At 56.4% G+C, this 20,234-nt stretch carries 18 protein-coding genes and 1 riboswitch; of the genes, 5 read left to right on the top strand and 13 right to left on the bottom strand.

Annotated elements, in window-relative coordinates:
• Positions 1-80: 80 nt before the first annotated feature.
• From ACG74X_RS14050 to ACG74X_RS14035, 4 genes are all read right to left on the bottom strand, one after another.
• Positions 81-2,981 (bottom strand): DUF4214 domain-containing protein, encoded by a 2,901-nt coding sequence (locus ACG74X_RS14050; RefSeq protein ID WP_411235595.1) that lies wholly within the window; start codon positions 2,979-2,981, stop codon positions 81-83.
• Positions 2,982-3,160: 179 nt separating this feature from the next.
• Positions 3,161-3,580 (bottom strand): universal stress protein, encoded by a 420-nt coding sequence (locus ACG74X_RS14045; RefSeq protein ID WP_411235594.1) that lies wholly within the window; start codon positions 3,578-3,580, stop codon positions 3,161-3,163.
• A 10-nt stretch (positions 3,581-3,590) separates the two neighbouring features.
• On the bottom strand, positions 3,591-6,209 hold the full coding sequence (locus tag ACG74X_RS14040) for a TRAP transporter permease (protein ID WP_411235592.1): 2,619 nt from the start codon (positions 6,207-6,209) through the stop codon (positions 3,591-3,593).
• Between the two features lie 107 nt (positions 6,210-6,316).
• Positions 6,317-7,288: a TAXI family TRAP transporter solute-binding subunit gene (locus ACG74X_RS14035; protein ID WP_411235590.1), complete on the bottom strand. Its 972-nt coding sequence runs from the start codon at positions 7,286-7,288 to the stop codon at positions 6,317-6,319.
• A 277-nt stretch (positions 7,289-7,565) separates the two neighbouring features.
• Between ACG74X_RS14035 and ACG74X_RS14030 the strand changes: the two genes are divergently transcribed.
• Both ACG74X_RS14030 and ACG74X_RS14025 read left to right on the top strand, forming a co-directional pair.
• Entirely contained in the window at positions 7,566-8,888 is a 1,323-nt protein-coding gene (locus ACG74X_RS14030; protein WP_411235589.1) for an aspartate aminotransferase family protein, read from the top strand.
• Positions 8,889-9,547: 659 nt separating this feature from the next.
• Positions 9,548-10,018, top strand: a complete 471-nt coding sequence (locus ACG74X_RS14025) for a Dps family protein (RefSeq protein WP_411235639.1) — start codon at positions 9,548-9,550, stop codon at positions 10,016-10,018.
• 61 nt (positions 10,019-10,079) lie between these two features.
• Here ACG74X_RS14025 and ACG74X_RS14020 read toward each other — a convergent pair whose 3' ends face one another.
• The 4 genes from ACG74X_RS14020 to ACG74X_RS14005 form a co-directional block, all read right to left on the bottom strand.
• Positions 10,080-10,337 (bottom strand): DUF1289 domain-containing protein, encoded by a 258-nt coding sequence (locus ACG74X_RS14020; RefSeq protein ID WP_411235588.1) that lies wholly within the window; start codon positions 10,335-10,337, stop codon positions 10,080-10,082.
• 72 nt (positions 10,338-10,409) lie between these two features.
• Positions 10,410-10,883, bottom strand: a complete 474-nt coding sequence (locus ACG74X_RS14015) for a hypothetical protein (RefSeq protein ID WP_411235586.1) — start codon at positions 10,881-10,883, stop codon at positions 10,410-10,412.
• A gap of 2 nt (positions 10,884-10,885) precedes the next feature.
• Complete coding sequence (gene hemP, locus ACG74X_RS14010; protein ID WP_411235584.1) at positions 10,886-11,062, bottom strand: hemin uptake protein HemP; 177 nt, start codon at positions 11,060-11,062, stop codon at positions 10,886-10,888.
• A gap of 245 nt (positions 11,063-11,307) precedes the next feature.
• Positions 11,308-11,466: a hypothetical protein gene (locus tag ACG74X_RS14005; protein ID WP_411235583.1), complete on the bottom strand. Its 159-nt coding sequence runs from the start codon at positions 11,464-11,466 to the stop codon at positions 11,308-11,310.
• Positions 11,455-11,662, top strand: a riboswitch (cobalamin riboswitch). (Overlaps the previous gene by 12 nt.)
• Positions 11,663-11,789: 127 nt before the next feature.
• On the opposite strand from ACG74X_RS14005, the gene ACG74X_RS14000 reads away from it, so the two are divergent.
• Both ACG74X_RS14000 and ACG74X_RS13995 read left to right on the top strand, forming a co-directional pair.
• On the top strand, positions 11,790-13,622 hold the full coding sequence (locus tag ACG74X_RS14000) for a TonB-dependent receptor plug domain-containing protein (RefSeq protein ID WP_411235581.1): 1,833 nt from the start codon (positions 11,790-11,792) through the stop codon (positions 13,620-13,622).
• 3 nt (positions 13,623-13,625) lie between these two features.
• Positions 13,626-14,465, top strand: coding sequence for an ABC transporter substrate-binding protein (locus ACG74X_RS13995; protein ID WP_411235579.1), 840 nt, complete (start codon positions 13,626-13,628; stop codon positions 14,463-14,465).
• A gap of 48 nt (positions 14,466-14,513) precedes the next feature.
• Here ACG74X_RS13995 and ACG74X_RS13990 read toward each other — a convergent pair whose 3' ends face one another.
• Genes ACG74X_RS13990 through ACG74X_RS13970 form a run of 5 tightly spaced genes read right to left on the bottom strand, consistent with a single transcriptional unit; the run spans position 14,514 to position 19,006 of the window.
• The gene (locus tag ACG74X_RS13990; protein WP_411235578.1) at positions 14,514-15,200 is read right to left on the bottom strand and encodes an ABC transporter ATP-binding protein; all 687 of its coding nucleotides are present in this window, start codon (positions 15,198-15,200) and stop codon (positions 14,514-14,516) included.
• Complete coding sequence (locus ACG74X_RS13985) at positions 15,197-15,946, bottom strand: ABC transporter ATP-binding protein (RefSeq protein ID WP_411235577.1); 750 nt, start codon at positions 15,944-15,946, stop codon at positions 15,197-15,199. Before ACG74X_RS13985 ends, ACG74X_RS13990 begins: the two co-directional genes overlap by 4 nt.
• Positions 15,939-16,922, bottom strand: a complete 984-nt coding sequence (locus ACG74X_RS13980) for a branched-chain amino acid ABC transporter permease (protein WP_411235575.1) — start codon at positions 16,920-16,922, stop codon at positions 15,939-15,941. The genes ACG74X_RS13985 and ACG74X_RS13980 overlap by 8 nt, the downstream gene beginning before the upstream one ends.
• A complete protein-coding gene (locus ACG74X_RS13975; protein ID WP_411235573.1) occupies positions 16,919-17,839 on the bottom strand; it encodes a branched-chain amino acid ABC transporter permease in 921 nt (306 codons plus the stop codon). The genes ACG74X_RS13980 and ACG74X_RS13975 overlap by 4 nt, the downstream gene beginning before the upstream one ends.
• 51 nt (positions 17,840-17,890) lie before the next feature.
• Entirely contained in the window at positions 17,891-19,006 is a 1,116-nt protein-coding gene (locus ACG74X_RS13970; RefSeq protein ID WP_411235638.1) for an ABC transporter substrate-binding protein, read from the bottom strand.
• Positions 19,007-19,418: 412 nt separating this feature from the next.
• On the opposite strand from ACG74X_RS13970, the gene iolB reads away from it, so the two are divergent.
• The gene (gene iolB / locus ACG74X_RS13965) at positions 19,419-20,225 is read left to right on the top strand and encodes a 5-deoxy-glucuronate isomerase (protein WP_411235572.1); all 807 of its coding nucleotides are present in this window, start codon (positions 19,419-19,421) and stop codon (positions 20,223-20,225) included.
• The last annotated feature ends 9 nt before the right edge of the window (positions 20,226-20,234 follow it).

Raw genomic sequence — 20,234 nt, 5'->3', positions numbered from 1 at the left:
CCAGCCGCGCACTTGCCCAGCAGAACCAAAAGGAGGCATTCGGGGTGATGCCTCCTTTTTCGGTTTAGATTTGTTGGCGTTCAGCCGATCAGTGAGTCATCCAAGACACCCACGAGAGGCATCAGGAATTCACCGTTTTCCGCATCAAGCGCGTCTGTATAGGCGGCATCAATTGCCGCAACCGCTTCTGCATAGCCGTCTTGTGTTCCGTCAAACAGTGCCATGATATCAGCGGCATCTGAAACATCGGACATTCCGCGATGCACCGCGAAAAGCGCCCCCAGATCGGTTTTCATCGACAGGTAATCTTGATCAGCGCGCTGTTTCTCAACAAACACTGCGCTTGCGTCTGACGTGGGTTCGGCGTCAACACCCCGCAATATTTCAAGAATGAACGCGTCGCGACTGACGGTTCCTGAATCCAGCGCGTCTTTCCAGAACATCAACCCCTCGTAATCGGGCGCGCGCCCCAGGACGTTGCTGTATACTTCGGATGCGAACTGGATGTTGCTTGTCCCGTCTGGATAGGTGTCGCGTGTTTCGTCCTGGTCCACAAACAGACGCGCGATATCTTCAAGCGATGAGCCATTGGCGTAGGCGGTGCTCCAGAAGGCCAAGCCAACCGCATCCGGTGCGCGGTTGAAATACGCGATATACATTTCGATGAAATCTACGAATTCGGCGTCATCAAGATCTGTCTGACCGGTGAATTGCCGAAGGTCCATCGTTCCATTTGTCGACGGCAGGCCAGTTTCAAAGCCGACACGTTCGATGTTTTCCAGACGGATGGTCCCCAACCCATCATCGCGTCGATCAGTGACAATGACGCCATCCGAGCTGATGTTCAGAATATAGTTGCTTAGATCGCCGGTAAAGACAGCCGTATCCACGCCGCCGCCGCCATCAATGACGTCCATGCCAAGGCGCACTGCAAAGATATCGTTAAAGGGTGTTGCAGTGACGAAGGTGTCATTGACGCCATCTGTTTCATTGTCTTCTTCTTCTGGCGGCGGCGGTGTAGGCGTGCCCGGGTCTTCATTTCCACTGCCGTCATTGTCGTCACCGCCGTCACTCCCGGTGTCGCCCGGAACTTCGACAGTTCCCGGCGGGACAGTCGGCTTTGGATCGGTCACGAGGATTTCCACCGTACCGCCCAAATCCGTATAGCTGTATTGAAGGCTGATACCTGTGCCGATATCTGCCTCGGTCACGTCGTAGGTTTGCGCCGTTGCCCCCTCAATCGCTTCACCATTTCGCAACCACTGGAAATTCGCGGTGTCGTAATCAATGCCATCCGCATCGCTTACCCCGTTCGGGCGTGCGGTCAGGGTTTCTCCGACGCGGGCGTCGCCAAGAATGACGAGCACGCCCATTGGAAGATTATTGTCCGGGTTTGCCGATGTATCCTGATCTGTATCCTGATCCGGTTGGTCAGTTGTGTCTGTGACCGGGTCTTCTGTGCTGGTGTCGCCCTGATCTTCGGGCGTATCCTCATCAGTATTCTCATCAGCCGGTGGCACAAATTGCGGCGCGGGCAAGATATCCGAGGTTGTTGCACTAGCGACAGTTTCCTGTCGGCCACCGCCGTCGATAAATGTGATCAGAACCCGCAACTGTGTCCCAAGGTCTGTCTCGGACAGCGTGTAGGTCGGACCTGTGGCTCCCGGGATTACAGCGCCATCTCGGAACCATGTGTATGAAAACGGGCCCAATCCGTTGGCATCCTGTACCGTATCGGTTTCCGCGGTAAGCACAGAGCCGACTTGCAGTGTCCCCGAAATGGTCACGTCACCTGTCGGCAATTTGTTGGATGGGGTTGGCAAGGTTGGCGGTGTGTTGGGATTTGTGCTGACACTGAAATGCGAGGCGTTCAGCGGTGTGCCAGGTTGAGACTCGTGAAAAATGTCGACGGTCGTTCCATCCGAAAATGTCAGCCGCGACACGTTGCTGGCTGTTTTTGTTACCGCAGCGGCCGCCTCGGCGGCGGTTGCAAATCCGCTGTTCAAAAGCCGGATGGTTTCGTTTTCGAAATTGAAATCTGTGATGGTGTTTTTCCGGTCGCCGCTGCCGATAACAAACGTGTCTTGTCCACCCTGGCCAGACAAAAGGTCGTTTCCGGCACCGCCGCGCAGCTCATCGTTGCCGCCGCCGCCTTGGATCGTGTCATCACCACCCAGGCCATTGATGGTGTCATCGACATCGCGCCCGAATATCCGCTCTCCGGCAGAGGTTGAGATTGCACGCGTTGAACCCTGTTTCGAGAACCCTGCGATGTCGTAGCCAATATCGGCTAGAATGGCTTTGTCAAACGCGCTGATCGGCACCTGGGTGCCTTGCACAAGGGTCGGGTCAAGCAATACCCGATCATCGTCGAACCCGTCTTCCACATGGCCACCGTCGGTTTCAAGCGGCACACCAGCACCACTGTTCAATGCCGTTGCATTGGGGCCGGTGAAAACGTCATTGACGATCCAGCGATCAAAGGTCGCGGACGTTCCGACACCAAGGATGTGCCCGATTTCATGCGTGGCAACCGTTCTGAAATCACTTTGCGACGGATCAGGCGCACCCGCACCAAAGTGCCAGGCGCTGTTGAGGTTGAATGTAATTGTACCGGCCCACGGTTCGAAATCTGTGACGGGGCCGTCATTTTGAAAATTGGAACTGATGCGAGCTGCATACACATCGCCCGCTGCATCAAGCCCATCCGGACCTGCCAGCGCAAGCGTCGAGCCCGACAAACCCGTGGCCCCAACGAAAATGATCATGTCATCGACAGATTGGCTCAGGGTGACGGTTTCAATTGCGTTTGACGTTGGATTGCGGATTTCGAACGATGTGCCGATGGGCAGATCGTCGAAGTCATCCCGGATCACGGCTTCCCATTGGTCCGCCGCAGAGTCGAGGGCTGCGCGTCGGGCTGGATCATCAAAGAACCCGCTGCTGTCGAAGCGGTAGTCAAAAGTAATCGTAAATGCCACGCCACGTATCCTTCATCCGCACACCTGCGCCAATGAGGCAATGCCTCATGACCATGCGCACACTTGCGCCCCCAGCAGGGTGGATAGAGGACAAGTTGGGCGGTATCGTGATCCGATTGGGGCGGTTTTCGTGCCAAAAACGATCAATTGTTGGCGTTTGTTGCCCGATTTCGCAGTGGCTAATCGCGCAGAACAAGCACCGATTTGGCCGAATGGCGCACCAGCCGCGCCGCATTGGACCCCAGTAGATAGTCTTTTAATTCCGGCTGATGGGCACCGATCAGGATCAGATCGACATCAAGCGTATTCGCCAGTGCGATCACCCGATCATACACGGTGCCTTGCAACACATAGCTTTTTGCGGTGACGCCGATCTCTTCGATTTGCCGGGTCAGTTCGATCTCGGTTTCTGAATGCGCGGATTTTTCAAAGCCATCACTCAGATAAGAGCCAACGATCGGCATGCCGACATTGGGAATAACGCAGACCACGTGGATGTCGCTGCCCCATTGAGAGCCAAGAGCCTTGGCATGGGTCAAAAGCTTGCGCGTTTCACCGGGCAGTGACACATCGACCGGAACCAGAATCTTTTTGAACATGGCAGCCTCCTTAGAATGGCGCTTGTGTCATGCGCCGGCTTTGAAGGCCGACAATCATAAGCAGCAGGATGAGGGCCGGAATAAAGAAGATCTCTTTGGGCATCCGGTCGTTTTCGATCTGAACCACGGCAATCTGCGCCGGGTCATTCCCGTAGAAATCGTATTCATTGGCCAGCGATTCAAAGAACGGGGTGCCAGGGAAGGGTTCTTCCAGAACCAGCATATCTCCGTCTTCCATCACAGACAGACCAACCGCCTGAAGACGCTCTAACCCTGATCCTTCGGCCTCAGGGGCAAACACAACGGTCTTGGTGCCCACGATCCCTGTGTCAAAGTCGGGTGCGGACACCGTGATGCGTGCATCTGTGCCAACCGGGATATCCCCGACTGCGGTGATCGCGGCCTGCCCGGTGTAGTTCGTATATTTTTCTTGCCATTGGTCCAGAAAGAAATCGGGACGGAACAGCATGAAGACCACAAGCAGCATGACCGCGCCCTCCCATTTGCGGATCTTCGCGATGAAATATCCCTGAGTGACGGCGGCAAAGGTCAGCATCGCAATCAGCGACATAAAGAACACGAACACCGCTTTGAGAGGGCCGACATCAATCAGCAACAGGTCGGTGTTGAAGATGAACATAAACGGCAAAAGCGCGGTTCGGATGTCATAGGCAAAGCCCTGCACACCAGTCTTGATCGGGTCCCCGCGCGAGATGGCAGCCGCAGCATAGGCGGCAAGCCCCACAGGAGGCGTATCATCCGCAAGTATCCCGAAATAGAACACAAACAAATGCACTGCGATCAGCGGCACGATCAGACCGGATTGCGCCCCGACCGATACAATCACCGGTGCCATAAGCGACGACACGACGATGTAGTTTGCCGTGGTGGGCAACCCCATGCCAAGAATGAGCGACAGAATAGCCACCAACACCAACAGGATAATCAGATTACCGCCAGAGATCACTTCGATCACCTGACCGATGATCTGATGCGCTCCGGTCAAAGAAATTGTTCCGACAATGATCCCGGCAGCCCCGGTGGCGACGCCAATCCCGATCATATTGCGCGCACCGCTTTCAAGGCCCGCGACAAAATCCACAAAACCGGCCTTGGCCTGGTCTGCGAACTCTGACTCGCCACGGAATATGGCCTTTAGAGGGCGGTGCGTAAGGGCCACGATGATCATGGCGATTGTTGCCCAAAAGGCCGACAGCGCGGGTGAAAGACGGTCAAGATGTTCTGTACGGACCATCAGGTTCCAGATCAGAACGAAAATGGGAAGGGCAAAATAGGCACCGCCCAGGAACGTCGGCGTCAAGCGAGGCGCAGAGACCGCCTTGGCATTCGGATCATCAACTTTCAGATCCGGGTACTTCGACGCGAGATACACCAACCCAAGATAGGCGGCTGCCAAAAGGACCAGCGCGGGATAGACGGTGGCCCCCGGCATTATCGGCTCCAGCACGGCGCGAAACGCAACAACGATAAAGGTAATCGCCGCCATCCCCAGAAAACCGGTCAGGAACAGGATCAGGATCATCATGATGCCAATGTGCCGCCCCGGCTTCTTAAGCCCTTCGAGGCGCAATTTCAGGCTTTCCAGATGGACGATGTAAAGCAACGCGATATAGGAAATGACGGCGGGCAGGAACGCGTGTTTGACCACTTCGATATAGGGAATGTTCACGTATTCAACCATCAGGAAGGCCGCCGCGCCCATAACCGGCGGTGTCAGCTGTCCGTTGGTTGAAGAGGCCACTTCTACAGCCCCCGCTTTTTCAGACGAAAACCCGATGCGTTTCATCAGAGGGATTGTGAATGTGCCAGTGGTGACGGTGTTTGCGATAGACGAGCCGGAAATCATGCCGGTCATCATTGACGACAGAACCGCCGCTTTGGCCGGGCCGCCGCGCAATGTGCCCAGCAGCGAGATCGCGACCTTGATGAACCAATTGCCGCCACCGGCTTTTTCAAGCAATGCACCGAACAGGACGAACAGGAAAATCATGGATGTCGACACACCCAGGGCAACGCCAAAGACACCTTCGGTCTGCATCCAGTAATGGCCCATCGCCTTGCTGAACGACGATCCCCCGTAATTGGTGATGCTGCCAACCCATTCTGAATACCCGCCAAAGAATGCCAGCGCCAGGAACAGCGACGCAATGACCACAAGCGGCAAGCCGAGCGACCGGTAAACAGCGATCAGCAGGACGGTCATGCCTATGGCGGACATCACGATGTCGGATGTGCTCCAAAGGCCGGGGCGGTCGGCGATCTGAAAGCGGAACACCACCAGGTAAAGGCAGGACGATACTCCAAGAATGACCAGCGCCCAGTCATAGGCGGGTATTCGATTCCGATGCCCGAATATGGGAAAGGCCAGTGTCGCCAAAGCGATGGCAAAAGCCAGGTGAACAAACCGGGCCTGGGCAACGATATTGGCAAACATGCTGACGCCCGTGGCTTGCGCCAGAACCCCGGGAAGCTTTGAGGCGATGTAAAGCTGAAACAGCGACCAGGCGATACAAAGCGCAAAGATCAATGTGTTTGCGAAGGTGCCCGCTTGCCGTGCGCCTGTATCGGCTTCGGCGACCATGTCTTCGGCAGATTTTGTCACTGTCATTGGTTTTATCCCCCCGTTGCGCGGTTCCCGCGTCTTTATCAGGCAAAACGCCGGCGCAGCTTGGCGGCTGCGCCGGCGTTGATGGTGTGGGTCTTACATGACGCCCTTTATTCCATCAGACCAAGTTCTTTATACGCGCGCTCGGCACCGGGGTGGAGCGGAGCAGACAGGCCATCATTGACCATCTGTGCGGCATCGAGATTGGCAAAGGCCGGGTGCAATCCACGGAAATCGTCAAGGTTGGACATGACGGCCTTGGCAACGATATATGCTGTTTCTTCCGGAATGTTCGCAGATGTCACAAACGTTGCGCCGACGCCGAATGTCGTCGTGTCGGTGTCTGTTCCTGCGTACATACCCGCCGGAATCGTGGCCACGCGGTAATACGGGTTGTCAGCAACAAGCTTTTCGACCGGGGCTCCGGTGACAGACACAAGTTTCACATCACAGGTTGTGGACGCTTCCTTGATGGCGGCTGCCGGGTGGCCGATTGTGTAGATCATCGCGTCGATATTGTCGTCGCAGATCTGCTTGGCCATTTCAGAGCCTTTGTACTCGGTTGCGAGCGCAAAATCATCCATCGTCATGCCGAAGGCATCCATGACAACTTCCATTGTTGCGCGCTGACCAGAGCCGGGATTGCCGACATTGACGCGCTTTCCCTTCAGGTCTTCAAAGCTTTCGATACCGCTGTCGCCGCGGACAACCATTGTAAACGGTTCTGGATGTACCGAGAACATCGCGCGGATTTCCGGAAACGGGTTGTCTTCGAAACGCGACGTGCCGTTATACGCATGGTGCTGCCAGTCGGATTGCGCGACGCCGAACTCAAGCTCACCGGCTTTGATGGTGTTGATGTTGTAAACAGACCCGCCTGTGGACTCCACCGCGCAGCGGATGCCGTGTTCTTTGCGGTCCCGGTTGACCAAACGGCAGATCGCACCACCGGTTGGATAATACACACCGGTCACGCCGCCGGTGCCGATCGAAATAAACTGCTGATCCTGCGCGATTGCAGCGCCACCGAAGGTGATCGACGCCGCGGCAACAAGGCCCGCAGCAAAGTTTTGGATGGTCATGTACTTCTCCCAATTGGTTGATGGGGTAGGCCCCATTCGGATGGAAACGCGCGTGCGGGTTCTGTCTCTCCGGTCCTGCGGTACCCCAACAATGTGACATCGCAGGATTTTTCACGCCCTGTTCCCATAAAACGCGATTCGGAAGGGATGGGCCAGCCCAGTGTTCATCTGAACCATTCAGATGGCTTTCGGGGCTTGTGTTTTCAGGCGGCTGTTGATGTTGTGAAACATGACCCAAACGCGATTGAAACCGCCCGCGCTGTCCAAGGTAAATGCCATGAGCCACGTTTTCCCGCGCCACAATTTGGCCCCGCCGGTCAAGGCCGTCAAAGGCGAAGGCTGTTATCTGTATGATGAGACAGGCAAACAGTATTTTGACGGCTCTGGCGGTGCTGCTGTTTCGTGTCTGGGACATGGCGATGCAGAAATCATTCAGGCAATTCAGGATCAGGCGGCCCGTCTGGCCTATGCGCATACGGGCTTTTTTACGAGTGATCCGGCAGAAGAGCTTGCCGATGTGTTGATACGCGAAGCCCCCGGTGATCTGGATCGGGTATATTTTGTGTCTGGCGGTTCAGAGGCGGTTGAATCCGCGCTGAAACTGGCGCGGCAGTATTTTTTGGAGAAGGGCGAACCACAACGTCGCCACGTGATTGCACGGCGTCAAAGCTATCACGGCAACACATTGGGCGCGCTGGCAACCGGCGGCAACGCGTGGCGACGTGCACAGTTTGAACCGATCCTGATGGACGTGTCGCATATCGCGCCGTGTTACGAATATGTCGACAAAGCCGAGGATGAGACCCCGGCGCAATACGGTCACCGTGTGGCACAAGAGCTGGAGGAGGAAATCCTGCGGCTTGGGCCCGACAGCGTCATCGCCTTTGTCGCAGAGCCTGTTGTCGGCGCGACCATGGGTGCGGTTCCTGCGGTTGAGGGCTATTTCAAAAGGGTTCGCGATATCTGTGATCATTATGGGGTTTTGCTCATCCTTGACGAAGTCATGTGCGGCATGGGGCGTGTCGGTCAGCTTTTTGCATGTGACGCAGACGGCGTCTTGCCGGATATCCTGTGCGTCGCGAAGGGTCTGGGGGCCGGGTATCAACCGATCGGCGCGATGCTGTGCACGCGGAATATCTATCAAACGATTTCAGACGGATCTGGGTTCTTTCAGCACGGCCATACCTATCTCGGTCATCCTGTGGCCTGCGCCACATCGCTTGCGGTTGTGAAAGCGCTGCTGCACCGGGGATTGGTTCAGAACGTGCAGACGCAGGGAGAAAAGCTTGCTGCCGCGCTGACAGACAGGTTTGGCCAGCATCCTTATATTGGCGACATCCGTGGCAAAGGGTTGTTTCGCGGTATGGAGTTTGTGCAGGATCGGACTGCAAAGACGCCATTCGACTCGTCGGAAAACACCGCCAACCGGTTCAAGAAAGCGGCCTTTGATGCCGGTCTGATCTGCTATCCGATGCGGGGCACACGCGATGGCAATCTTGGGGATCACGTTTTGCTGGCACCGCCCTTTATCATCACCGACGACCAAATCACCGAGGTGGTCGACAAACTCGATATCGCCGTTGCGGCTGTGTTGCCCTAAAAACAGGATTTACCACCCCAAAGTGCTTGCACCGCATAGCCTTTCTTATATATTTCCTAGTAATATTGTCAGGAATCTGAAATTCACACCGCTTGCGGTCTGGTTAATGAACGGGAATATCCAAGATGGGGGCAGTGCATCAACAATTTGCCGGTACAACACACCGGCCAGCACCCACGCTCACCGAACAGGAAAAGCACTTTATTGATACGTTAAGGCGGGTTGGGCGGCGGTCCAGAGCCAAATCCTATCAGGATCTGTTTCAGGCCTGCGCGGTCCTGTCTTGTGACAAACAGGTTGCGACAACCGCTTATGCGGACACTCTGATGCGATGTCTGTCACAGGCGCTGGGTAAGCTTCCAATTCTGTATATCCCCGGAGAAGCCGACTTGTCGTTCGATGAAACATTGCTTTTGCAGTTGGCCTCATCCATCGCCCTCAATGACGTCGCAAGCACCAACTTCCTCTTGCGGTCCCGAGTAAAACCTTATGCACGGCGTCACTGCGGGTTTCTTATGACGTCAATCGTTGAAAAATTCGATCTAGTTTAGAATAATTCTAAAATGCGCTTGGCATTTCGCGGACAGTTGCTATCTATTAGGATAAGCAAGCCAGCCGACGTGCCAGCCAGCAGTATTTTAACCGATATGGAGGGTGACATGACACAAACAGCGATGTCTATGTCCACAGATGCTCAAAAACAAATTGCAGATGCCTTGAATCAATGTGTTGCGGAAACAGCCGTGACCACGATGATGGCGCAGAATTTTCATTGGAATGTGACGGGCATGGCCTTTGGTCCCCTGCATGAACTGTTCCAGAAAATCTACGAAGATCACTTTGTCGCTCAGGATGATCTGGCGGAACGCGTAAAAGCGCTTGATGCGCACGCGGAAGGCACGCTTGCCGGGATGCTGAAGCGGTCCAAAGTGTCGGAGCGCGAAGGTCATGCATCCGCCGAAGAAATGATCAAGACCCTCATGGAAGCACAGGAAACGCTTGCGGCAACTTTGGCCGGCGCAGGCGAACTGGCGGCAGAGAACGGTGACACACTCACCGAAGACCTATGTATTGCTCGCGGGCAAGAGCACGAGAAATTTGCCTGGTTCCTGCGCGCGCATCTGCGCTGATCGCAACGCAAGTGCACGTTAGAGGCGGTGCCATGGGGGTGCCGCTTTTTTCGTTCTGGCGTCAGGCCGCTTTGTCAGTATCCCAGACCAGCTTGATCTTCTTCTTTTTCAGCTTTTTCGCATAGGCTAGTTTCCAGTGGCTGTACTTGCCCAATGCGTCCTGCTGCCGTTGCAACATTTCTACAAAAGCCAAACGGTGTTTGTCTTTTTTTAGATCCTTGAACAGTGACTTCTGCGCCTTTGTCATCGAACATCCGATACAGTGCCCGGCGCGTTTGAATTTGCAAACGTCAATGCAGGGGCTGGGAATTTTGGCCATATGATCCTCGCAAATAGCAGGCGACGCCTGTCCTGTTTTGGCTGGGTATGAAGAGATACTTTATATGTGTCATCAGTGTCTGGTGATCTGTGAATTGGTCAACCCGTCGCGTGCCGGATTGTGCCCTCGGACCAGCTCGCGCGTGCCGGTTCCTACCTCTGCGGATAGCAATGCCAGGTGCTCTGCAAATGCGGGCCAAACCAAAAGTGTTGCAATCAGTGATGCCTCGTGCAGATCGCCGTCACTGGCAAAGCGCACCATGTTGGCAAAGACCGCTTCGTCCGATCCGATGCACCGACATGCAACGCCGTGCCGGACCATGGGCCGCACCATATGGGTGTCGATCATCGCAATCAGCCGTTCAAACCGCAAAAGTTCGGCCCGTCCGTCCTTTTGTCCAAAAGCCGTGGCATAGCTGTTCCAGACCAGAGTTTGTCCATTCGGGCCATCCTGCCAAAGGCGGAGGTTGAGGATCAACTCGGCCTCCCAGGCTGTGACTTCGGTCAGCTGCCCCACGGCGGCGGCGCCGCGAATGTCGCGCTCCATTTTCATTTCGTCAGAATTAACTTGCCGGCGCGGGTGATCCGAAGCGTGTAAACCTGCGCGTCGAGCACGATTTTTGCCTGCACCCCGTCAGGGATCAAGGCGCGTGCGTCATGAACCTGAATCTCGCAGTCAGAGTTCGTTGTGGTGGCAGCACTTAGCTTGTCGCTCATGGCGTTCATGTCCGACCTCGCATAACGTCTGACAGCGTCTCAAAGCTGCATTCGCACCCGCCATCTTGTGACAGGCAACCATACAGAGCGTCTCGCCAACACTGCGCGTCTTGTTCGTGTTTTGGAAATAACAAATTCAACAACCGAACCATTGCATGCATCCTCGTTTGTGTCCGGGCTGCCCTGCATCAGACAGGTGGCTGGGATTCTCTCATGGCGATAGTTGTCGACTATTTTAATCAGAAATGCAATCCTTACAAAAACACTCGACTGAAAAAACCTTTTTCCGCCGATGCACCTATGGCGCAGATTGCGACATGTGATCCGGTCTCGCAGCCGGGGTCGATCAGCTTATCCAATATGCCGCGTAAACCAGACTTGACGCACCAGACCGTCAGGGTGCAGATGGACATGTTTACGGTCCGATCGTTGCAAGACGGTTGGTGAAAAGGGAACGCGGTGCTTCTTTCGAAAAATCCGCGACTGCCCCCGCAACTGTGAGCGGCGAGCGACGCTGAAAGTGCCACTGGGTCCGGTGAACGGAACTGGGAAGGCCAGCAGAGCACAGACCCGCAAGTCAGGAGACCTGCCGTAAGCCAACACCCAGTCCGGACGCGGGGTGCGTTGGGGCGGCGGCACGTCCGCAGTGGTGTCTATCACCGTCTGCGGATGCTCAGGCATTCCAGATTATTTATTAAGCCGGCGCGGTGCGCCAGACAAAGCCGGGAGACATGTCATGTCACGCCTCACATCCAAACTTCTTCTATGCACAATCATGGTCGCCCCGTCTTTGGCCGCGGCTCAGGAGACAGGTGGTGCCGTTGTCGAACTCGATGAGATCGTTGTCTACGGGGGCCTTCTGCCGACCAACCTTGAGACCACCGGCGCGACCATTGATGTGGCCGAAGGTCCCGAATTGTCGATCAAAGGGATCGGTGCGTCCGCTGCGCTGGATGCATTGCCGGGTGTGTCGGTGACATCGAACGGTGGTTTGGGCACCCGCGCCACCGTCCGCATTCGCGGACTTGGCGGGTCGTATATTGGCGTTCGGGTCGACGGCATCGACGTTACAGACCCGTCAAGCACCCAGACAGCCTTTAATTTTGGAACGCTTCTTACCGGATCACTGGATCGCATTGCAGTAATCAAGGGCACGCAATCCGCGATTTACGGATCGGACGCGATTGGTGGTGTTGTCGATGTCCAAAGCTGGCGACCCTTGGTCGACGGGTTTTCGGGCAACGCCAAGCTAGAGCTCGGCAGCTTTGAAACAGGGGCCGCCAATCTGAGTTTCGGCTACCTGGACGAACGTGCCGAACTGGCGCTTAGCTTGGGTCGTGTCACATCCGAGGGCTTTTCGGCGCGGGATACCAATGACGAGAATGATGGCTTTGAACAAAGCTCTGTCAACCTGTTCGCAGCCTATCAGGTCAGCGATACGATCCGGTTGGGAATGTCGGGCATCTGGTCTGACAGCACGTCTGAATTTGATCGCTCGACAACGGACGCCTCGGGCGAATTCGACGAGACGCGCAAAGGTGTACGTCTGTTCGGCGAATACCAGCTTGGAGCGTGGTCGCATGAGCTGTCATTCAGCACATACGAGGTTGATCGCTTTGATGCGGGCGGGTTCACGCAAGATTTCAATGGGCAACGTGACACCGTTGCCTATCTTGCGCAGGGCGAAATTTCACCGACCGTCGGCTTGGCGTTTGGTGCCGACTGGACCGAAGAGCGCGCGTCGCTGGACGGCAATAAGTATGACGCGTCCAATGCCGCTGTTTTCGGCGAAATCAAGGCCACGCCCAATGATCAATTGGAAATCTCGCTGACCCTGCGATACGATGATTATTCTGACTTCGACGGCCAGGTGTCAGGTCGCGCGGCACTGTCCTATGCTCTGACCGATACGACAAGCCTTCGCGCGTCTCTGGGCACGGGATACCGCGCGCCGTCGCTTTATGAACGGTTCGGTCCCTTCGCAGGATCGGGCGTTCTTGATCCTGAAACCAGCCGCAGTTTCGATCTGGGCATTGACCACAGCTATGGAACCCGTGGTGCAGTACGCGCGACGCTGTTCTGGTCCGAGATCGACAATCTGATTGATTTTGGGTCTTCACCGGATTGTCTGCCGTCGCAAAGCTTTGGCTGCTATACACAAATTGACGATACGGTCGAAACCCGCGGTCTTGAGCTTAGCGGTTTTTATGCGTTTTCTGACCGGGTCCGGCTGACGGGGGCCTATACTTTGACCAACGCAGAAGAAGGCGGAGATCGCCTTATTCGTGTCCCGCGTCACGATCTTTCGCTGGCATTGGATGCTGACGTGACCGATCAGCTTCAGGTCGGGGTGTCGATGACCCGTGTAGCGGATATTCTTGATGGTTTTGGCTCACCAACGCCGCTTGATGATTATACACTTTGGAACCTGTCAGCCCGCTATGCCATCACGGACAGAGCTGCTGTCTATGGCGCAATCGATAACATCGGTGATGTCGAATACCAGACGGTGCGCGGCTACAATGCGCCAGAGCGGACCATCCGTTTTGGTATCGAAACGACGTTCTAGGCGATGCTGCGTCTGCTGACGCCTTTGCTTTTGGCGCTGACCCCTGTCTGGGCCAGCGCCTCGGATCTGCCGAAAGTCGTGTCGGTCAATGTGTGTACCGATCAACTGGTGATGCTTTTGGCCGATCCGGATCAGATTGTGTCCCTCAGCGATCTGTCCGTCGATCCCCGATCGTCATCCATGGCATCACAAGCACAGCGCTTTGCCCAGAACAATGGTCGTGCCGAAGCGATTGCCGTCACCCAGCCTGACATTGTGGTGGCTGGCAGGTTTACCGATCCGGCGCTGTTGGACATGCTGCGCGAGGTTGGCATCGAGGTGATACAGTTTCCGCTGACCCGCGCGCTGGATGAGATCCCGTCACAATTGCGCGCAATGGGGCGTGTGTTGAAACAGGATGTTGCGGCTGACACTCTGGCCCGCGACGTGGAAGACCGGCTTGCAAACCGGGCCAATGTCGAACCGACCGCCCCGCTCGCCGCGTTCTTTTATCCCAACGGGTTTGCCTTGGGCGAAGGCACGTTGAGCCATGATATCCTGACGGCAGGCGGTGCGCGCAACCTGTCGGCCGAGCTTGGCGTGGCGGGCAATGGGCGGTTGGCTTTAGAACAGGTTGTTCTGCACGAACCTGATCTTTTGGTCGGATCGCCCAGCTATGGTGGTTTTTCACGATCCGAGGAAATGACCACGCATCCCGCGCTGGGCGATTACCCGGTGCTGCACAGCTCGCCCGACTGGGTCTGCGGCACACCATATGCATTGCGGGCGGTTGCCCAGGTGGCGGATGCGGTTGACCGGCTGGTCACTGAACGCCGGTCCGCGACCCAAGGCACCACCCAATAGCAATCCGGGCGCATCCGACCGATCCTGCAATAGACAGTCAGCGCCGCGTCACACTCCGATGTAACGGCCTGAAATCTCGGGAGTAATTTCCGATAGCTTTCCGGTCCAAACGGTTTTCCCACGGGCCAGGATCACGGCACGATCGGCCACTTGCGACAGTTCTTTCAGCGATTTGTCGATCAACAGGATGGATGTTCCGGTTTCTCTTTTTAAACGCGCAATGGCGGTCCAGATCTCTTGACGGATGATCGGGGCCAGACCTTCGGTCGCTTCGTCGAGAATGAGCAAACGCGGGTTGGTCATCAGCGCCCGTCCGATCGCAAGCATCTGCTGCTCGCCGCCCGACAAAGATGCCGCGAGCTGGTGTTTTCTTTCCTCTAGCCGTGGAAACAAGTCCGCCACAGTTGCAAGGGTCCATGCGCCGGGTCGCGATGTGGCCAGCAGATTTTCCTCGACGCTTAGATCACGAAAGCAGCGGCGGCCTTCCGGGGCAAGGCCAATACCAAGGCGCGCGGCTTTGTGGCTGGGCAGGAGGTGAAGGCTTTGTCCGGCAAACGTCAGATGACCTTGGGACGGGATCATGCGACAGATCGCCTTGACCGTTGTTGTCTTGCCCATGCCATTGCGGCCCATCATCGCGACGACTTCGCCTTCGGCTACGCGCAGATCAACGCCAAACAGGGCTTGTGCCGCACCATAACTGGCGGTCAGATCCTGAACGTCCAGTATGGTCATGCGTCATCTCCAAGATAGGCCTGCCGCACCTCGTGGTTGGCGCGGATTTCATCCACGCTGCCGGTGGCAATCACTCGTCCATAAACCAGAACCGTGACCCGGTCGGCCAGCGCGAACACTGCATCCATGTCGTGTTCCACCAACAGGATCGGGGCCTCATCGCGCAACGTGTCAAGAAACCCTGTCAGCTGTTTTGATCCTTCGCTTCCCAGACCGGCCATGGGTTCGTCCATCACAAACGCCCTCGGAGACAGTGTGAGCGCGACCGCGACTTCAAGCTGTCGACGTTGCCCATGGGACAGGTTCGCACAGCGGACATGACGCACATCCCCCAGTCCGACACGCTCTAGCGCCGCCTCGCTTTTGGCGCGCAATGTGTTGTCGGACAGGGCAGGTTGCCAAAACCGCCATGGCCGCCCCGAGGCCCCCAATGACCCAAGCAGCACATTTTCAAGGACGGTATCTTCCATCGCCAGGGCCGAAATCTGAAAGGTGCGGGCCAAACCCGCGCGCGCCCGTATCGCGGTGCTTTGCCGTGTCACGTCCTGACCCAGAAAATGCACCGTTCCGGCATCCGGCTGCAGACCACCGCAGATCTGGGCGATCAGCGTGGATTTTCCCGCGCCATTCGGGCCGATCACCGCGTGTATCTCTTGCGGGCGCAGGTCAATTGACACGTCATCCGTTGCGGTCAAAGCACCAAACCGTTTTTGCAGGTTGTGTGTGGCAAGCACGGGATCAGACATGAGCCCCCTGCTTTCCCGTCAGCAGGCCAATGATCCCGCCGCGTGCAAACAGCACAATCGCCAGAAGGATCAGGCCCAGATAGACGTGCCAAAATTCGGTCAGCCCCCCCAGCCAGTGTTCAAGTGCCACAAACAGACAGGCACCAATGACCGGGCCAAACAGACGGCCAACGCCACCAATGATGATCAGAACGATCAATTCGCCCGACAATTGCCAACTGAACATCGTGGGTGACACAAACCGGTTGAGATCAGCAAAAAGCGCCCCGGCCAGGCCTGTCACCGCGCCGGACAGCACAAAAGCCACCAGTTTTAACCGCATCGGGTTCAGTCCCACGGTTTCAACACGGTTCGGCACCTGTCGCGCGGCATTCAGCGCCAGACCAAAGCCGGACGCTTGCAAGCGTGCCTTGAGGAACAGAACAAGACATAACAACACGAAACAGACGCCGAAAAACTGGATCGGAACCAGTGTATTCAAACCGGGAAACCCGTTGCGCACATAGATCGACAACCCGTCCTCGCCGCCATACGCGCTCCAGGAGATGGCGAAGTAATAGAACATTTGACCGAACGCCAAGGTGATCATGATAAAATAAACGCCCGAGGTCCGCAGGCTCAAAAGCCCGATAATCCACGCAATGCAGGCCGAAATTATCGTGGCAACCAGCCATATCACCGGCATGGACGTGGTGCCCGCCAGTGAGATACCGGCAAACTCAAGCGGCGTATAGGTTTGGGCGTGGAAGGCCAGAATGCCCATTGCATACCCACCAAGGCCGAAAAACACCGCATGTCCAAGGCTGACAAGCCCCCCGATCCCAAGCGCGATATTGAGCCCCACCGCAGCAAGCGCGAGAATGACCGCGCGCGTCACCAAAGTGATGGTAAACGGCTCATCCGCAATCAGCGCCCAAAGCGGCAAGCCAATCAGCCCGGCAAGCACGACCCAGTTGATAACGCGTTCCGGGATCATGCGCGCGCTCCGAACAAACCGGTTGGACGCCAGATCAGCACAATACTCATCAGGATGTAGATCGACATCGATGCCAAAGCCGATCCGGTTTGCGTGGCCGCGCCGGACTCCATGAAAAGTTTGAAAAGTTCCGGCAGGAAAATCCCGCCCAGCGTGTCGGTCAAGCCGACCAACAGCGCCCCGATGAACGCTCCTTTGATCGACCCGATGCCACCGATGACAATCACCACAAAGGCAAGGATCAAAACCGGCTCTCCCATGCCCACCTGAACCGATTGAATGGCCCCAACCAATGCCCCCGCCAAACCGGCCAATGCCGCACCAATCGCAAAGACGAATGTGTAAAGGCGCGAAATATCAACACCCAAAGCGGCGATCATTTCGCGGTCATTTTCCCCAGCGCGGATCTGAATGCCGATCCGCGTTCGTTCGATGAACCGCCACAAACCAAGACCGACCAGCAATCCGGCCAGGATAAGCGCAAGACGATACAGCGGGTATTGAATGCCCCCTGGCAATGTCACCGGCCCGGACAACGCGTCGGGGATATCCAGAAACAAGGGAAACGAGCCGAAAATCCAACGCGTGCCTTCAGAGAAGATCAGGATAAGCGCAAACGTGGCCAGCACCTGATCCAGATGGGCTTTGCCATAAAGCCGACGGATCACGGTAACCTCGATCAAGGCTCCGGCGATAGCCGCAACAGTCAATGCCGCAGCCAGCGCAAGCACAAAAGACCCGGTTGCCCCGGCAACAGCAGCGGCTGCAAAGGCACCGATCATGTAAAGCGATCCATGCGCCAGATTGATCAGCCCCATAACGCCAAAGATAAGCGTCAGTCCGGCGGCCATCAAAAACAGCATGATGCCAAACTGAAGCCCGTTCAGAACTTGTTCGATGATAAGAAGCGTAGACATGCCAGCCCCGACCAGGGCGCGCCGGATGCGATGTCCGGCGCGCCGTATGGACTACATTTTGCAGTCGGTGACATAAGCATCAGCATGGTCTTCAAGCGCCACGCCGATAATCTTATTGGTGAACACGTCCCCTTCCTTGATCACTTCGCGGGCATAGATCGTTTGCACCGGGTGGTGGTTGGGGCCAAATTTGAAATCGCCACGCGTGCTGTCGAAATCAGCGGCTCTCAGCGCTTCGCGAAAGGCGTCTGCATCCGAAACGTCGGCTTTGTCCAGGGCCGACAGGATAAGCTGGGCTGTATCAAAGCCCTGGCTTGCATAGAGCGACGGCAGACGGTCGTATTTGGCAACAAAGCTGTCGACAAAGGCCGCGTTTGCCGGGGTGTCGATATCCTTGTTCCACTGGCTGGTGTTTACCACGCCCAAGGCTGCGTCGCCAACGGCCTGCAAGATCCCCTGATCAAACGAAAACGCGGGTCCGACAACCGGCAGGTCCACACCACTGTCGGCATATTGCTTGAGAAACGAGATCCCCATGCCGCCGGGCAGGAAGAAGAACACGCTGTCCGCACCGGACGCCCGGATCTGAGCGATTTCGGCGGCATAGTCGGTTTGTCCCAGCTGGGTATAAATCTCGCCGGCCAGATCACCTTTGAACATGCGTTTGTAGCCGGTCAAAGCGTCTTTGCCAGCCGGGTAATTCGGCGCAAGGATAAAGCTGTTGGTGTAGCCAGCCTCAGTTGCATATGCGCCGGCGGCTTCGTGCAGGTTGTCGTTCTGCCAGGCGACATTGAAGTAATTTGCGTTACAGCCCCGACCGGCCAATGCGGATGGGCCTGCATTTGGCGAGATGTAGAATTTGCCCTGCGCTGTCACGCTGGGAACAACCGCCATGGCAAGGTTGGACCAGATTATTCCGGTCAGGATATCGACCCGTTCAGATTGCACCATCTTATCGGCGAGCTGCACCGCGATGTCCGGCTTTCGCTGGTCGTCTTCAATGACAACGTCGACATCGCTGCGGCCCGACTGTTCGATGGCCAGCATAAACCCGTCGCGCACATCAATGCCCAGACCGGCACCGCCACCTGATAGCGTAGTAATCATACCGATCTTTGTATCGGCCAGCGCCGTTGTCGCGCCCAAGGCCAAAGCGGCGGTCGCCATGAATAGCTTTTTCACGTATCTCTCCCCGTTGAGAACATTTTTATAGTGACCCCGTCCTGCGCGCTGTGCGCGACACGGACGCGGCCTTTGGATATTGCGCGTGAATGTGTTGAACAATGAACGGCGAAATACAAGACAATGCAGCCATGTCTGAGACTGTTTCCCGGTCAGAACGACAAAAACTGCGCAGGGTTCATGCCAAAACCGGCTGTTGGTAAGGAAGGTCGGGCTTTTACGGACCTGACCCTGCATTCGGATGCACATCGGTGCCGCCATCACTCAATGCCCGGTGGCGATCCTGAATATGCCTGTGTATTGTTCATCGGAATATGGGTGCAAAAAACGCACCCCACCCGCGATTGGCCCAAAGACCGACGCAGTCATCTTGGGGTTCGAACATTAGGAGATGGCGATGCCTGATCTGCTCAGAAAACCGTTCGGCACCAGAGGCAAGGTACACGAGATCACGCCCGCAAACGCAGGTTGGCGGTATGTCGGTTTTTCCGTGTACCGGCTCCAGCCCGGTGATACCGCCAGCGAACACACCGGCACGCGCGAAGTCATTCTTGTTATGATCGAGGGCAAGGCAAACATCAAAGGGGCTGGGCAAGAGTGGGGTGTGCTCGGAGAGCGGCAGAGCGTGTTCGAAAAAACCCCGCCACATTGTCTTTACCTGCCCAATAACAGCGACTGGACCGCCGTTGCGCAAACGGATTGCGTGATTGCGGTATGTTCTGCACCCGGGCGTGGCGGCCATCCGGCGCGTCGGATTGGGCCGGACGGGATCACATTGACCGATCGCGGCATCGGGACCAACACGCGGTATATCAACAATATCGCGATGGAGGCCGAAGATTACGCGGACAGTTTGCTTGTCACCGAAGTGTTCACGCCCGCGGGTCACTGGTCGTCCTTTCCCAGCCACCGCCATGATGAAGATGATTTTCCGCGCATCACCTATCTTGAGGAAACCTATTATCACCGTCTGAACCCGTCATCCGGCTTTGGTGTCCAGCGGGTCTATACAGATGACCGCCTGCTTGACGAAACCATGGCGGTGTCTGACGGGGATGTGGTGCTTGTTCCGCGCGGGCATCATCCCTGTGGCGCGCCATATGGGTTTGAGATGTATTACCTGAATGTCATGGCCGGCCCCTTGCGCAAGTGGCGATTTGTACCCGCGCCGGAAGTGCAATGGATTTTCGACCGGGACGGGTGACATCCGCCG

It is taken from the genome of Marivita sp. S0852 (genome assembly GCF_046591575.1).
In the GTDB taxonomy this organism is placed as follows: Bacteria; Pseudomonadota; Alphaproteobacteria; order Rhodobacterales; family Rhodobacteraceae; genus Marivita.
The sequence above is the reverse complement of the archived record's forward strand: the minus strand, read 5'-3'. Positions and strand labels throughout refer to the sequence as shown.